Raw genomic sequence first — 13755 nt, 5'->3', positions numbered from 1 at the left:
GTGATAGACTTAGTCAGCTACAGGGATGGTCAGGTCGGCGCGCCGCCGTCCGTTTCGTAAAGGGTAAGCCTGCGATCGCCGATGCCGAGCTCCGCCCAGCTCGCGCGCCATTCAGCGATATGCGCCGACTTGAAATGCGCTTCGAGCGCGGCGCGGTCGCTCCAGGCCTCCGAAACATGGATGAGCCCGGCATCCAGCACATCCTGCGCGTAGGAATAGCCGAGGCAGCCCGGCTCGGCGCGGCTTGCCGAGATCATCCGTTGCATCGCCGGCCTGGCCTGCTCGAATCTGTCGGCTGGCAGCCGAACCGTGCCGATGATCAGGAGCATGCGACTTTCCTTTCGCTACTGCACGTCCCAAAACTGCGTAGCGGTTTTGCGACAATGACATGCATCGAAACAAAAACTTGAAGCGCGTCGCCCGAATTCATTTCGCCCCGACGCGCTTTAAGGCCGGATGAGGTCCCGTAGCCACTCTCCCACCTTCGCGCAAGCTTGGCCGGTTACGGTCGGGGGGCTGCCCTGTGCGTGGCAGCTCTTGATTTGAGGACGACATGGCGATCAGCGAAACTCTCCCGTCGGGCCTGGTGGCCAAGAACGGCCGCGACGTCTTCTTCGCGCTCGGCATCGTCTTCATCCTGGCGGTGCTGTTCCTGCCGATCCCCGCCTTCCTCATCGATATCGGCCTCGCTTTCTCGATCGCGCTTTCGGTGCTGATCCTGATGGTGGCGCTCTGGATCCAGCGGCCGCTCGACTTCTCGTCCTTCCCGACCGTGCTGCTCATCGCCACCATGCTGCGGCTGTCGCTCAATATCGCCACCACCCGCATGATCCTGTCGCACGGCAATGAGGGCACGCATGCCGCCGGCTATGTCATCTCGGGCTTCTCAAAGCTGGTGATGTCGAGCGACTTCGTCATCGGCCTCATCGTCTTCATGATCCTCATCGTGGTGAACTTCATCGTCATCACCAAGGGCGCCACGCGCATCGCCGAAGTCGGCGCGCGCTTCACCCTCGACGCCATCCCCGGCAAGCAGATGTCGATCGACGCCGACCTCTCCGCCGGCATGATCGACGAGAAGACGGCGCAGCTGCGCCGCCGCGAGCTGGAGGAAGAATCCTCCTTCTTCGGCTCGATGGACGGTGCCTCGAAATTCGTCCGCGGCGATGCCATCGCCGGCCTGATCATCACCGCCATCAACATCGTCGGCGGCATCGCCATCGGCTATCTGCGCCACGGCATGGGCCTTGGCCAGGCGGCCGACGTCTTCATCAAGCTGTCGGTCGGCGACGGCCTCGTCACCCAGATCCCGGCGCTCATCGTTTCGCTCGCCGCCGGCATGCTCGTTTCCAAGGGCGGCACGCGCGGCTCGACCAACCAGGCGGTGTTCGGCCAGCTCGGCGCGCATCCGCGCGCGCTCTACGTCGCGGCCTCGCTGCTGGTCATCCTTGGCCTGATGCCCGGCCTGCCGCTGTTCCCGTTCTTCGCGCTTGCCGGCGGCATGGCCGGCCTCGGCTACATCATCCCGCTGCGCCAGAACCGCGCGCTTGCCGCTGCCGAAGCCTTGAAGACGCAGGAGAAGGCGAACAAGGTCGAGGAGGAGAAGAACTCGGTCAAGGCCTCGCTCGTCACCGCCGAGATCGAGCTTCTGATCGGCAAGCAGCTCTCGACCAGGCTGATGGTGGCGCACCAGGAACTGGTGTTCCGCATGTCGAAGATGCGCAAGAAATTCGCCCAGCAATATGGCTTCGTGGTGCCGGAAATACGCGTCGCCGACGACTTCGCCATCCCGCCGAAGAGCTACCAGATCAAGGTGCACGGCACGGTGGTCGCCGAATACCAGATGCGCGTCGGCGAGATCATGGTGCTGCTCGGCACGCGTGGCGTGCCGGAAATCCCCGGCGAGGAGATTCGCGAGCCGGCCTTCGGCATGCGCGCCTATTCCGTGCTCGAAACCTTCGCCGAGGATCTGAAGCGCGAGAACTTCACCTTCGCTGACAACATGTCGGTGCTGCTCACGCATCTTTCCGAGGTCATCCGCAACAACCTGCCGCAGCTTCTGTCCTACAAGGACATGAAGGCGCTGCTGGAACGGCTCGACCCGGAATACCGCAAGCTTGCCGACGAGATCTGCACCTCGCACATCTCCTACCCCGGCCTGCAGGCCGTGCTGAAGCTGCTGCTCGCCGAGCGCGTCTCGATCCGCAACCTGCATCTGATTATCGAGGCCATCGCCGAGATCGCGCCGCATGTGCGCCGCACCGAGCAGATCGTCGAGCATGTGCGCATCCGCATGGCGCAGCAGATCTGCGGCGACCTCTCCGAAGGCGGCATGCTCAAGGTGCTGCGCCTCGGCAACCGCTGGGACCTTGCCTTCCATCAGAGCCTCAAGCGCGATGCCAAGGGCGAGGTGCGCGAATTCGACATCGACCCGCGTCAGCTCGAGGAATTCGGCCAGGACGCCACCAAGGCGATCCGCAAGCATCTCGAGGCCGGCGAGCGCTTCGTGCTCGTCACCGCGCCCGACGCGCGTCCCTATGTGCGCATGATCATCGAGCGGCTGTTCACGACGCTTCCCGTTCTCAGCCATGTCGAGATCGCCAAGGGCGTCGAGATCAAGGTGCTCGGAACGATCTCGTGAACACGCTCTCGCAAGGCGTCGTCATCGCCGCCTTCCTCGCCTTCTGCCGCATCGGCGCCTGTTTCATGCTGATGCCGGGCTTGTCGAGCGCCCGCGTGCCGCTGCAGATCAGGCTGTTCGTCTCGCTGGCCGCCACCGGCGGCCTGCTCGCCTTCCTCTGGGACCGCATCTATCCGTTCGTCGATCCGCGCCCGCAGATCCTGGCGCCGATGATCGTCTCCGAGCTGCTGGTTGGCGGGCTGATCGGCGCCATGACCAGGCTCTACATGGAGGCGCTGCGTTTCATGGGCTCGGCCATCGCCATGCTGATCGGCTATGGCGGCTCGGGCGGACCGGCGATCGAGGAGCCGGAACCGCAGGCGGCCCTTGCCGCGATCATCTCGTTCTCAGCGCTGCTTCTGCTTTTCGTCTTCGACTTCGACCATGAGATCGTCAAGGCGCTGGTCGCCTCCTACACGGTCGCTCCGGTCAACGTGTTCTTCAATCCGCAGGCGGCCCTTGTCGACGTCACCGACACGGTGTCGGACGCCTTCTTCCTGGTCATCCGCCTGGGCAGCCCGTTTGTCGCCTATGCCATCCTGGTCAATCTGACGATCGGCTTCGTCAACAAGCTGACGCCGCAGATCCCGGTCTATTTCATCTCGCTGCCGTTCGTCATCGCCGGCGGAATGATCATCTTCTATTTCGCCGTAGGCACCTTGCTGTCGCTCTTCGTCGACGGCTTCGTCGACCTCACGCTGGCGAGATAGGCGCCATGACCACGCGAAAAGACCGCCTGAAGAAACTGGTCAAGGTGCAGGAGCAGTTGAAGGCGCTGCACGAAACGCGTCATGCCGGCTTCCTCGCGGCCGCCGTCAAGGCGGAAGCGGAGGCCAAGGAACTGATCGAGCATTTCGACACCGACAAGTCGCTGGCCGGCCTGTTCCCGGCGCTCTACCATCGCCGCATCACTGACGCGCTCGGTCGGCAGACACAGAACCTCGATAATGCCCGCCAGGAAGCGGCGCTGATCGCCACCGCGACGGCGCGCACCAACATGGTCGAGCGCGCCTACAAGGACGTGCGCCGCCGCGACGAGCGCGAGCGCTCCGACCGCGAGCGGCTCGACCTCATCACGCAGAAGCGGGCCGAGGAGTAGCTCAGTAACAACCCGAAGGTGATTTACGGGCGACACCACGACCGCTTTGCGCCTCATATCGGTTATTGAGCCGGCTACGGCCGCATCCGAAAAGCGGACATCCTATCAGTCAGGCGATCGTTCCGATGGCTTTTGCGCGAAGATCTGCCTTGAGCTTGGCGAAGGTGGCGGGCGTGGTGGAAGTGAAGTTGGTTAGGTTCGCTCGCCCCGGGCCGCAGGTAGGTCCACGGCAAGCATTTTTCCTCCGGTCTCGCAGCCTTGTTATGCGGCCTCGGAGAGGAAGGGTTTGGGACCGCTCCTCCACGAGGGAACGGTCCCATCATTCTATGCCGCCTGAACGGTGCCTCTGCCGACGAGGCTGATGTCGTCCGGATTGATGAGGTCTGAACTCGTCCAGCCGGAAAGATCATATTCGCTCATGCAGTCCTTCACGATCGATTGCATCGAGGCCAGATCTCCGGTGGCAGTGGCGGCGTTCAGGGTTTCGATCCTCAGGTTCTCGTAGTTGCCCGCATAGTTTCGTTCATACAGTTCGTGGCGTCCGCCGAATTCGGTTCCGATGGCATCCCAAAGCAGTTTCAGCAGCTTGACGCGATCGAGCGCTGCATACCCGTTCGAACCGCGCACGAAGCGGTCGAGATAGGGCCGGATCGCCTCGCTCTCGAAATCGGCCGAACTCGACGGCAGGTAGATCAGGCCGCTGGCGACGTGCCGTTCGATGAGCTCCTTGATCCTGGGGTAAGCCATCGGCGCGAGCACGCGGTAGGCAAGGCCTGCGTTCAGGTTGGGGAGGTTGTAGCCGTCGGTGCCGTCCCATGGAACCGGCGATTTGACCATGGCATCGCCGAGCGCATGGAAGGTGTTGCGCCATGCGATGACTTCGCCGACGCCTGCCTGGACGCCGCGGAAGTCCTTTGATCCCGTCGCCTCGACAGCCATCGAAAACAATCCGGCGATGAAGTCCAGTTTCACCGACAGGCGCGTCAGGCCATGCAGGGTGAAGCGCGGGACGAAGCCGGATGCCGGGAAGAACTGGTTGATCTTGTCGACGTCGCCATAGATGAAGATGTTCTCCCACGGAACCAGAACCTTGTCGAAGACCAGGATCGAGTCGTTCTCGTCCAGACGGCTGGAGAGCGGATAGTCGAAGGGCGATCCGGTTGCCGCCGCGTTGAACTCGTAGGACGAGCGGGCGATCAGCTTGATGCCGGGCGAGTCCATGGGCGCGGTGAAGATCAGCGCGAAGGACTTGTCCTTGATTGGGATGCCGTAATGGGCGATGAAATTGTAGTGGGTCAGCGCCGAGCCGGTCGCCACGACTTTCGCGCCCGACACCACCACCCCCTTGTCCGTTTCCTTGTCCACATGCATGAACACGTCGCTGACTTCCTCGATCGGACGGTCCCGGTCGATCGGAGGGTTGACGATCGCGTGGTTCCAGTAGTCGAGACGTTCCTGGGTGCGGGCATACCAGTTGCGGGCGTTCCCGGCATAGTCTCCGTAGAAGGCCGAATTGGCGCCGAGCGTGCCAAGGAAAGAAGCCTTGTAGTCGGGCGAACGTCCCATCCAACCGTAGGAAACCTTCTGTAATTCGGCGATCGCATCGCGCGACCTGACCAGATCCTCGGTGGTCTTGGAGCCGAGGAAAAAGGGGTGCGTCAGCTTCCCTGAGCCGGTGTCCGTCAACGCGCCGATCTCGTTCTTCTTTTCGTGGAAGCGGTCGTACCAGCGCGCAACCATCCGGGCCGAGTTGCGGAACGCCGGATGTTGGGTGACATTCTTGACGCGCTCGCCATAAATATAGATTTCACGGCCGTCCTGGATGCTCTCCAGGAATTCGGAACCGGTGTAGGCATCGGTTCCCGGTGCTTGGGTATCAAGCACCGGCTTGGTAGCCAGATTATGCATATCCTGTACTCCTCCATTAGGCCGGACCAGGCATTCGCTAGCCGGCATCGGGCTTAGAAAAGGGTTCCTCTTCCCTTTCGAGGCTGGAGGCTACGCGCCGATGAAGTGCTAATGATAGGTATCATGCGATACCGGATCGGGTATCGCTGGCGTCGCCACCTAGCGTTAGATTTCGTACGTCGACGGTGCCGAGAGGATGGCGCCTCCGGTCGCGAACGTGGGAGGAGACCATGGTTCACCCCAGACAAATCGAGACGTCCGTCCATCGTGAGAACGTGCTCAGGCTTTCCGCCAGCGTCCTGACGATAGGGTCGTTCGACGGCGTGCATCGCGGGCATCAGGAACTGATCGGTACGGCGGTCGTCACGGCCCGCAAACTCGGTGTCGCGTCGGTGGTCTACACGTTCGACCCGCCTCCCAAGGCGCTGCTGTGCGGCGTCCGGCCGCTGACGTCGATCGAGGACAAGGTGGCGAGGATCAGCCTGCTGGGACCGGACCACATCATCGTCGCTCGCTTCGACGCGGCGTATCGGGCCCGCACGGCAGATGACTTCGTCGGCGAGATCGGCGCACTGACGCCGCGGGTCATCTGGGTCGGAGCAGACTTCCGGTTCGGTTCCTGCAAGAGCGGCGATCCGCTGCTCCTCGCTCGCTACTTCGACACCCGCATCCTTCCGGCCGTGCGTTGCGAGGCCGGAGAGATCGTGTCGAGCTCGCGTATCCGCGCCCTGAGGGCCGCGGGACGCTCCATCGAGGCCGAGATACTCGAAGGCTGGTCCGGCCGGCCATACGCTCGTGCTGTTCATGCAAGCGGAGGATCACATGTCACCGCTTGAGCAACGGACGTTCCGCGACGCATGCGGGCTTTTCGCCACGGGGGTCAACGTCATCACCACCCATTGGGATGGACACGACCACGGGATGACCGCCAATGCATTCATGTCGATCTCGCTCGACCCGCCGCTGATTGCGATCTCGATCGCCGAGAAGGCGCGCATGCTTGGAAAGATACAGGCCTCGGGCCGATTTGCTGTCAGTGTTCTGGCGTCCGGCAAGGACAAGATCGCCTGGCATTTTGCAGGCAAGCCCAATCCCGAGCTTCACGGCCTCTTCGATTCGCTCGACGGGCTGCCGGTGGTCCGCGGCGCGCTCGCCACCTTTTCGGCGGAAGTTCGCGACGAGATCCTTGCCGGCGATCACACGATCTTCGTCGGCCACGTCCGGGCGCTCAACTGGGACAGCAATGCCGATCCGCTGCTGTTCTTCAAAGGCAAGTTCGGCGCGCTCGAAGACGCTCGCAAGGCCCCTGCAAGGATGCCGCAGATCGAAACTGAACTCATGTGGTGACCCCAAAAAGAAACCCACGCTACCATTCAAGGAGGAAAATATGCGCAATGTTACCCAGCAAAACATCTCGGACGTTGTGATCGCAGCCTTGTCTTCGGACATCCCGGCGCGCAATCGCCAGATTCTCGAGAGCCTGATCCGGCACATCCATGCGTTTTGCATCGAAACCAAGGTGACGCATGCCGAACTGATCCAGGCCTGCCAATTCCTGGTTCGCGCCGGCCACATCTCGGACGACGCCCGCAACGAATTCATCCTGCTTTCCGACATCCTCGGAATAGAGGTCCTCGTCGACATGCTCGACCACACCGTCACGGACGGCGAAAGCGAGTCGACCGTGCTTGGGCCATTCTATCGCGAGAATCCGCCGGTGCTGCCGAAAGGCGCCTCGATCGTCCAGAAGAGCTTCGAAGGCTGTCAGAGCGTGCGCGTCAGCGGCGCAATCAGCGACACGTCGGGGCGGCCCATTCCGGGCGTCATCATCGATGTGTGGGAAGACGCTCCGAACGGGCTCTACGAACAGCAGGATCCGGACCAGCCCGATTATAATTTGCGGGGCCGTTTCCTCACCGATGAAGAGGGCCGGTACGAATTCGTCGGTATCCGCCCGGCGCCGTATCCAATTCCCTACGATGGGGCGGCCGGCGAGTTGCTGAACTATATGGGCCACCATCCGTGGCGGCCGGGGCATATCCACTTCATGATCCAGAAGGACGGTTACCAAAGCCTGGTGTCGCAGATCTACGACGCCGACACGAAGTACCTCGACAATGATGCGGTCTTCGCCGTCAAGGAAAGCCTGATCGGCAAGTTGCACAAAGCGCCTGCCGGATCGGACACGGACTTGGTCATGGAATTCGACTTCAAGCTCAAGCCAAAGGCTGCCGCAATCGCCGTCGCGGCCGAATAACAGTCAGCAATCGACCCGCCTGGTGCTTGCCCAGGCGGGTTCTCCCGAGGGCAGTCGGTATGTCGATCATCGTCACCGAAAACATTCCACCCAGCGCCGCTCCCATCGAGCTTGGGCGCGACACGCGGATCAGATCGATTGCCGCGACCATCATCGAGGCGCCCACAGTCCGGCGCCACAAGCTTTCGAATACCGAGATAGCGCACCAAGGGTTCGTCCTCGTACGCGTCCAGCTTGAAAACGGCGTTACCGGGATTGGTGAGGCCTCCACGCTCGGAGGACCGCGTTGGGCCGAAGAAAGCGTGGAATCTATCTGGGCCGCCATAGCGATCTACCTCGAACCTGCGCTCGTTGGTCAGAACGCCATGCTCTTCGAAGCCAATGCCGTGCGCATGGCCAAGGCGGCAACGCGCAATTTCGCGGCAAAAGCAGCGGTGGAGTCGGCGCTCTTCGACGCTGTCGGCCATACGCTCGGCCTGCCCGTCAGTGCCTTGCTTGGCGGACAGGTCAGAGATCGGATGGGTGTGATCTGGGCGCTTGCTTCGGGTGATGCCGGGCAGGAACTCGAGGAAGCGAAGGAAAAGCTCCGGCTGCGCCAACACAAGGATTTCAAGATCAAGCTCGGCTTCAACTCGCCTGAGGCCGACATCGTGCGCTTGCAACATCTTCGCGCCGGCCTGGGTGACGACGTGAAGCTGATCGTCGATGTCAATCAGGCGTGGACCGAGGCGCTTTGCATTCGGCTTTTTCCTGCGCTTGAGGAACTCAATGTCGCGTTGATCGAGCAGCCCGTTCAAGCAAGCCAACGCGAAGCGATGGCGCGCGTCGCGGCCCGCACGCACATTCCGCTTCTCATCGACGAGGCTGCGTTCACCAATTCGGAGCTGGCCAGCGTGGCGACGCAGGCCTGCGGCAGCGTCTATTCGCTGAAGCTGGTCAAGAGCGGCGGCCTCCTGGAGCTCAAGCGGGCCGCCGGCATTGCCCAGGCGTTCGGAATCGAACTCTACGGCGGTTGCCTGCTGGAGAGCAGCATCGGCGCCGCGGCCCACATGGCCGTCTTCTCGACACTGCCTCACCTCGAATGGGGAAGCGAACATTTCGGTCCGCGAATACTGGTCGAGGATCTGGTCGCTACGCCGCTGGTGTTCGAGGAGTTCGAAATACGCGTGCCGGCCGGGCCGGGGCTCGGTGTGACGCTGGACGAGGACAAGGTGCGCATGATGGCGCGTAAGATGTGAGACCGACCATGCCGCGCGTTCGAAACTTACGCCAGCGACTCGATGACATGGCGGCCGCCCTCGAGCGGAGACCCCATTTGCTGCGGCTTGGCCGCCTCTTCAACGAAACCATCCTGATCGAGGTCGACCAGGACGAATTCTACCTGACCTTCGAGAAGGGAAGGGTTGTCGAGATCAAGGAAGGTCCGAGCAAGAAGCTTCCTTGGCGGTTTGCGCTGCGAGCGAAGGGCGATGCATTGCGCGAATTCTGGCAACCTCTGCCTAAGCCGGGTTTCCATGACATTTTCGGCCTGGTGAAATACGGAAACGGCAGCATCGACGGCGATATCCTGACGCTGATCAAGAACTTGCAGTACTTCAAGGAATTCATGGCGTTGGGACGCAAGGAGGGTTTCTCATGAAATCTTCGATCGAGCCGATCGTGGGCCGCTATGTCAATGTGACGGTGGGAAATGCCCGTCAGCGCATCTACTTCGAGGAAGCCGGCCAGGGCCGTCCGGTCGTGTGCCTTCACACGGCGGGCGCCGACACGCGGCAGTGGCGGTCCGTCCTGAACGACGAGGCGTTCACCAGATCCCACCGGTTCATCGCCTTCGACATGCCCTGGCACGGAAAGTCGCTGCCGCCGGAGGGGTTCGAGACCGAGGAGTATCTGCTCTCGACCGAGACCTACATGGAGACGGTGCTGGCATTCTGCCGTGCGGCAGGGCTGGAAAAGCCTTTGCTGGCCGGATGTTCGATGGGTGGGAGGATTGCGCTGCAACTGGCAGCCCTCCATCCTGAATCCTTCTCGGGTTTCATCGCGATCGAGGCGTCCGATTTCCAGCCGGCATGGTATGACATCGATTGGTTCCACCGGCCCGATGCGCATGGCGGCGAAATGGGAGCCGCCCTGGTCTCGGCCAACATCGCGCCGCAGGCGCCCGACGCGGAGCGTTGGACCACACTGTGGATGTTCATGCAGTCCGGGCCAGGCGTTTTTCGGGGAGACCTCAGCTTTTACACGTCCGATGACAGCCTGGTCGGGCGGCTCGCGTCCATCGACACGCGGCGCACGCCCGTCCATATCATGTGCGGCGAGTACGACTTGACCTGCACTCCTGAAGACGCGCAACGCACGGCAGCCGCGATCAAGGGTTCCACTCTTGCGATCATGAAGGATCTTGGTCATTTTCCGATGAGCGAGAACCCCACTGCCTTCAGGGCCTATTTCAAGGAGGCACTGGAAATGGTCACGCGGGTGCCTGCGCGGCTGATGGATGCCTGACAGACGGCGATGGACTTCAAACGGCTGAGCTATTTCCTGGCAGTGGCCGAAGAACTTCATTTCGGGCGCGCCTCGGCGCGGCTCGGAATTGCTCAGCCTCCATTAAGCCGACAGATCGCCCAGTTCGAAAGAGAGATCGGCGCGGCCCTGTTCGACCGCAGCCGCAGCCAGATTCGGCTCACCCAGGCAGGCGAATTGCTGCTGGAGCGGGCAAGGGAAATCCTCGAACGCGTCGACCAGACGGAACGTGAAGTAATGCGGATCGGGCAGGGCGTCGCGGGACGCCTGCGGATCGCGTTCGTCGGAACGGCAACCTTCGGTGTTCTGCCCAACATCATCAGGGCTTTCCGCGCCGCGCATCCGGATATCGAACTGGCGCTTTCGGCCATGAACAATGCCGAGTTGCGACGAGCCCTGATCCAGCGGGAAATCGACATTGCGGTGGCGCGCCCGTCGATCGAAGACGCGGAGGTCAAATCCGAAACGCTCGTGAAGGAACCGCTCGTGCTGGCGCTTCCCGACAGCTATGCCAATCGTGAGCAACCATTCCATCTCGCAGATTTCAAGAATGCTACTTTCGTCCTCTTTCCGCGGCGCCCGCGGCCAAGTTACGCGGACTATGTGCTCGACGTATGCAAGGTTGACGGCTTTGTTCCCGCCTTGCAGGTCATGGCCCAGGACTATCTTACAGCGATGAGCCTGGTTTCGGTTGGCGTCGGCATCTCGGTCGTGCCAGCATCGGTCAGCGAAAATCAACGGCCCGGCATTGTTTATCGGAAATACGAAGGCCACAATCCGGGAACCGAGCTTTCACTCAACTATCGACGAGACAACCGCTCGCCGCATTTATTCGGCTTTCTTGAATTGGCTCGGAAAATAGCGCGGGCTTCGCACTCGGGTCCGCCGGTCTGAATACGTCGCGTCGGCAATGCGATGATCGCGGACATGACCGAAGTGGAACTGGTTTAGCTCAGGGCGTCGCCTATCGATGAGTTGACACCAGAATGGCAGCTCAACCGGTCCTCGACGCCAACACCAGACAGTTCGCAGTCGGTCTAAAGGCGACATCAGAAACATTTGCTCGGGGAGCGCCACTCGTGGCGCGATGCAGAGAACTGATCCATACATCCGCATTCCGCCTCCCTTTTCCCGCAAGCCTGCCACAAGCTTGTTCAGTCATTGTGCGGATAACAAAACCGGCAAAGGGCGGACTTTCTTGGCCATTTCCCCACCCAGCGACATCGTCATGGACGTTGCCCGCGCAGCGGAGCCGGCCGATGTCGAGGCCGCGCGCGCGGCGCTCGCCAGACGAGCGAATGGCAGCTCGGTACCGTTCTCGGTCGATCCATCCGCCACGGTCGATGCCGGCTCCGTGCTCTCGCGCGCTACGGCCGACAAGGCGGAAGCCGCCAATCCCGCGAAGAAGTTCCAGCGCTTCGAGGCGATGGTGCTGACGACCTTCATCCAGAACATGATGCCCAAGGACACCGAGGGCGTTTACGGCAAGGGCCTGGCCGGCGACATGTGGAAATCGCAGCTCGCCGAAAAGGTGGCTGACGTCATGGCTGCGCATGGCGGCATCGGCATCGCCAAATCGATGCTCGCCGACCATTATCTCGACGGCAAGCACAAGGTGCCGGTCGGCCCCGTCGCCGGGGGGCCGCAGAAAACCGAGATCGACCGGCAGACCAGGCTTTCGACCTCGATGCTCGAGGAGCTCGAGCGCAAAGCCGCACGGTCGATGACCGGTGACGACACGACAACAAAAACGGACATCAATATCTAGGGACCTACATGGCCGACCAAACGGACCTTTCCAACCTTCCCGCACGGACCAACGCAATGGAAGCGCCCGCCGCCGCACGACCCGGCAACCTCGCCGCCATCATCGGCCGCATCGAGGAAGTCGTGGACGAGGAGACCTCCGGTATCCGCAGCGGAACGGCCTATGACCTCAAGGCCTCGAACGCGCGCAAGAGCCGGTATCTCTACGAGCTGAACCGTGCCCTGAAGGGCGCCAACGAGATCGAGTTCCTCGATCAGCATCGCGAGGGCCTGCTGCGGTTGCGCCAGAAACTGGCGAAGAACGAGGCGGCGATCCTCGCCCATCTCAATGCCGTCAACGAGGTCGCCACGCTTCTGCGGAACGCCATCCAGCGAGCCGATGCCGACGGCACCTATTCGGCGGGCGAATTCGGAATGGCCCGAGCATGATCCCGAAAAGTGGAAGCCGGTTCTCGGGCGAGATCATGCTCGAAACAAATAGAACATGATCAAGTTCATCGTCGCCGCGCTGTGGATTTGCGCCGTGACGCTTGGCGCGGTTTTCTATTCCTTCCAGGCGGCCGGCCAGCGCGGCGTGGGCGAACCGCCGAAGCCGATGCTGGGCGGCCTCGACTATGTCAAGACCGACATGATCTCGGTACCGTTGCTGCGCGACGGCACGATCGACGGCTATTTCCTCACCAAGCTCGTCTATACGGTTGAGCCGGAACAGATTAAGAAGCTGTCGATCCCGGCGCAGGCGCTGATGACCGACCAGGTCTATTCCTATCTCTATTCCAACCCGCAGATCGATTTCACCAAGAAGGAATCGATCGATCTCGACGCTTTCCGCAAGTCGATCCGCGACACCATCAACGCCCGGGTCGGCGTCGAACTGGTGCACGAGGTGCTGATCGACCAGGTCAACTTCCTCTCCAAGGACGATATCCGCGACAACGCGCTTCGCCGCCGCAAGAATGCCGGCGAAACCGCGGCGGCGATGACCAAGCCTTTCCAGGCACATTGATTGCCGATTTAAGGGTGGCCGGCGCTTGTCCGTGATGCGACTTGACGCATGGTGACCGCGTTGACGTAAACGTCAACTCGAAGCTATATGCGCCGGTGACAGGCGACCGCGCGCACGCGCGGCGCGCCTACCTCGCCCAGCGGCTCGACAAGCCGGTGCGCGTCAACGCAACCAACGAGGAGAACCGCCATGGGCGTTCAGGAGATTGCCGACAAGATCAAGTCGCGCGTGGCAAGCGCGGGCTTCGAGCATTCGGTCAAGTTCGATACCGGCGCCGACGGCGTCATCGTCATCGACGGCGCGACCGTTTCGACCACCGATGCCCCGACCGACTGCACGATCAAGCTCTCGCTCGACGATCTGGATTCGCTGATCGCCGGCGACCTCAACCCGACCATGGCCTTCATGGCCGGCAAGCTCAAGGTCGAAGGCGACATGACGGTCGCCATGGCGCTCGGCCAGTTGCTCGGCTGACCATCTCGCTTAAACCGATGCGGCGTCATTAAAATCGTGAC

Annotated in this window: 16 protein-coding genes; 14 read left to right on the top strand and 2 right to left on the bottom strand. The window is 61.9% G+C overall.

Annotation, left to right across the window (positions count from 1 at the left end; genetic code table 11):
* Nucleotides 1-29: 29 nt before the first annotated feature.
* On the bottom strand, nt 30-329 hold the full coding sequence (locus RFM98_RS15785; RefSeq protein WP_320309732.1) for a putative quinol monooxygenase: 300 nt from the start codon (nt 327-329) through the stop codon (nt 30-32).
* Between the two features lie 224 nt (nt 330-553).
* On the opposite strand from RFM98_RS15785, the gene flhA reads away from it, so the two are divergent.
* From flhA to RFM98_RS15770, 3 genes are read left to right on the top strand one after another with little or no spacing between them, the layout of a single operon-like run.
* Nucleotides 554-2641, top strand: coding sequence for a flagellar biosynthesis protein FlhA (flhA, locus tag RFM98_RS15780; RefSeq protein WP_320309731.1), 2088 nt, complete (start codon nt 554-556; stop codon nt 2639-2641).
* Nucleotides 2638-3390, top strand: coding sequence for a flagellar biosynthetic protein FliR (fliR, locus tag RFM98_RS15775; protein WP_320309730.1), 753 nt, complete (start codon nt 2638-2640; stop codon nt 3388-3390). Before flhA ends, fliR begins: the two co-directional genes overlap by 4 nt.
* Nucleotides 3391-3395: 5 nt before the next feature.
* Nucleotides 3396-3779 carry a hypothetical protein gene (locus RFM98_RS15770; RefSeq protein ID WP_320309729.1) on the top strand — a complete coding sequence of 128 codons (384 nt, stop codon included), beginning with the start codon at nt 3396-3398 and terminating at the stop codon, nt 3777-3779.
* Nucleotides 3780-4103: 324 nt separating this feature from the next.
* Here RFM98_RS15770 and RFM98_RS15765 read toward each other — a convergent pair whose 3' ends face one another.
* On the bottom strand, nt 4104-5687 hold the full coding sequence (locus RFM98_RS15765; RefSeq protein WP_320309728.1) for a 4-hydroxyphenylacetate 3-hydroxylase N-terminal domain-containing protein: 1584 nt from the start codon (nt 5685-5687) through the stop codon (nt 4104-4106).
* Between the two features lie 230 nt (nt 5688-5917).
* On the opposite strand from RFM98_RS15765, the gene RFM98_RS15760 reads away from it, so the two are divergent.
* The 11 genes from RFM98_RS15760 to RFM98_RS15710 all read left to right on the top strand — a co-directional run bounded on the left by RFM98_RS15760 (nt 5918) and on the right by RFM98_RS15710 (nt 13714).
* Nucleotides 5918-6523 (top strand): FAD synthetase family protein, encoded by a 606-nt coding sequence (locus tag RFM98_RS15760; RefSeq protein ID WP_320309727.1) that lies wholly within the window; start codon nt 5918-5920, stop codon nt 6521-6523.
* Entirely contained in the window at nt 6510-7034 is a 525-nt protein-coding gene (locus RFM98_RS15755; protein WP_320309726.1) for a flavin reductase family protein, read from the top strand. The genes RFM98_RS15760 and RFM98_RS15755 overlap by 14 nt, the downstream gene beginning before the upstream one ends.
* Nucleotides 7035-7074: 40 nt before the next feature.
* Nucleotides 7075-7944 carry a dioxygenase family protein gene (locus RFM98_RS15750; protein WP_320309725.1) on the top strand — a complete coding sequence of 290 codons (870 nt, stop codon included), beginning with the start codon at nt 7075-7077 and terminating at the stop codon, nt 7942-7944.
* A gap of 59 nt (nt 7945-8003) precedes the next feature.
* Nucleotides 8004-9182, top strand: a complete 1179-nt coding sequence (locus tag RFM98_RS15745; RefSeq protein ID WP_320309724.1) for a muconate/chloromuconate family cycloisomerase — start codon at nt 8004-8006, stop codon at nt 9180-9182.
* A 77-nt stretch (nt 9183-9259) separates the two neighbouring features.
* The gene (locus RFM98_RS15740) at nt 9260-9583 is read left to right on the top strand and encodes a hypothetical protein (RefSeq protein ID WP_320309723.1); all 324 of its coding nucleotides are present in this window, start codon (nt 9260-9262) and stop codon (nt 9581-9583) included.
* Nucleotides 9580-10449 carry an alpha/beta fold hydrolase gene (locus tag RFM98_RS15735; RefSeq protein WP_320309722.1) on the top strand — a complete coding sequence of 290 codons (870 nt, stop codon included), beginning with the start codon at nt 9580-9582 and terminating at the stop codon, nt 10447-10449. The genes RFM98_RS15740 and RFM98_RS15735 overlap by 4 nt, the downstream gene beginning before the upstream one ends.
* A 9-nt stretch (nt 10450-10458) precedes the next feature.
* On the top strand, nt 10459-11361 hold the full coding sequence (locus RFM98_RS15730; RefSeq protein WP_320309721.1) for a LysR family transcriptional regulator: 903 nt from the start codon (nt 10459-10461) through the stop codon (nt 11359-11361).
* A 304-nt stretch (nt 11362-11665) separates the two neighbouring features.
* Nucleotides 11666-12235 (top strand): rod-binding protein, encoded by a 570-nt coding sequence (locus RFM98_RS15725; protein WP_320309720.1) that lies wholly within the window; start codon nt 11666-11668, stop codon nt 12233-12235.
* 8 nt (nt 12236-12243) lie between these two features.
* Nucleotides 12244-12663, top strand: coding sequence for a hypothetical protein (locus RFM98_RS15720; RefSeq protein ID WP_320309719.1), 420 nt, complete (start codon nt 12244-12246; stop codon nt 12661-12663).
* Nucleotides 12664-12718: 55 nt separating this feature from the next.
* Nucleotides 12719-13240, top strand: a complete 522-nt coding sequence (locus RFM98_RS15715; RefSeq protein WP_320309718.1) for a hypothetical protein — start codon at nt 12719-12721, stop codon at nt 13238-13240.
* Between the two features lie 189 nt (nt 13241-13429).
* A complete protein-coding gene (locus RFM98_RS15710; RefSeq protein WP_320309717.1) occupies nt 13430-13714 on the top strand; it encodes an SCP2 sterol-binding domain-containing protein in 285 nt (94 codons plus the stop codon).
* Nucleotides 13715-13755: the final 41 nt, after the last annotated feature.

Source organism: Mesorhizobium australafricanum, from assembly GCF_033977265.1.
GTDB lineage: Bacteria > Pseudomonadota > Alphaproteobacteria > Rhizobiales > Rhizobiaceae > Mesorhizobium > Mesorhizobium australafricanum.
This window is presented reverse-complemented; position numbering and strand designations above follow the sequence as displayed.

What these genes read in the sequence shown, in the direction of transcription:
- RFM98_RS15785 (WP_320309732.1), bottom strand. Translation starts at nt 329, where the DNA reads ATGCTCCTGATCATCGGCACGGTTCGGCTGCCAGCCGACAGATTCGAG.
- flhA (WP_320309731.1), top strand. Translation starts at nt 554, where the DNA reads ATGGCGATCAGCGAAACTCTCCCGTCGGGCCTGGTGGCCAAGAACGGC.
- RFM98_RS15770 (WP_320309729.1), top strand. Translation starts at nt 3,396, where the DNA reads ATGACCACGCGAAAAGACCGCCTGAAGAAACTGGTCAAGGTGCAGGAG.
- RFM98_RS15765 (WP_320309728.1), bottom strand. Translation starts at nt 5,687, where the DNA reads ATGCATAATCTGGCTACCAAGCCGGTGCTTGATACCCAAGCACCGGGA.
- RFM98_RS15760 (WP_320309727.1), top strand. Translation starts at nt 5,918, where the DNA reads ATGGTTCACCCCAGACAAATCGAGACGTCCGTCCATCGTGAGAACGTG.
- RFM98_RS15755 (WP_320309726.1), top strand. Translation starts at nt 6,510, where the DNA reads ATGTCACCGCTTGAGCAACGGACGTTCCGCGACGCATGCGGGCTTTTC.
- RFM98_RS15750 (WP_320309725.1), top strand. Translation starts at nt 7,075, where the DNA reads ATGCGCAATGTTACCCAGCAAAACATCTCGGACGTTGTGATCGCAGCC.
- RFM98_RS15745 (WP_320309724.1), top strand. Translation starts at nt 8,004, where the DNA reads ATGTCGATCATCGTCACCGAAAACATTCCACCCAGCGCCGCTCCCATC.
- RFM98_RS15735 (WP_320309722.1), top strand. Translation starts at nt 9,580, where the DNA reads ATGAAATCTTCGATCGAGCCGATCGTGGGCCGCTATGTCAATGTGACG.
- RFM98_RS15730 (WP_320309721.1), top strand. Translation starts at nt 10,459, where the DNA reads ATGGACTTCAAACGGCTGAGCTATTTCCTGGCAGTGGCCGAAGAACTT.
- RFM98_RS15720 (WP_320309719.1), top strand. Translation starts at nt 12,244, where the DNA reads ATGGCCGACCAAACGGACCTTTCCAACCTTCCCGCACGGACCAACGCA.
- RFM98_RS15715 (WP_320309718.1), top strand. Translation starts at nt 12,719, where the DNA reads ATGATCAAGTTCATCGTCGCCGCGCTGTGGATTTGCGCCGTGACGCTT.
- RFM98_RS15710 (WP_320309717.1), top strand. Translation starts at nt 13,430, where the DNA reads ATGGGCGTTCAGGAGATTGCCGACAAGATCAAGTCGCGCGTGGCAAGC.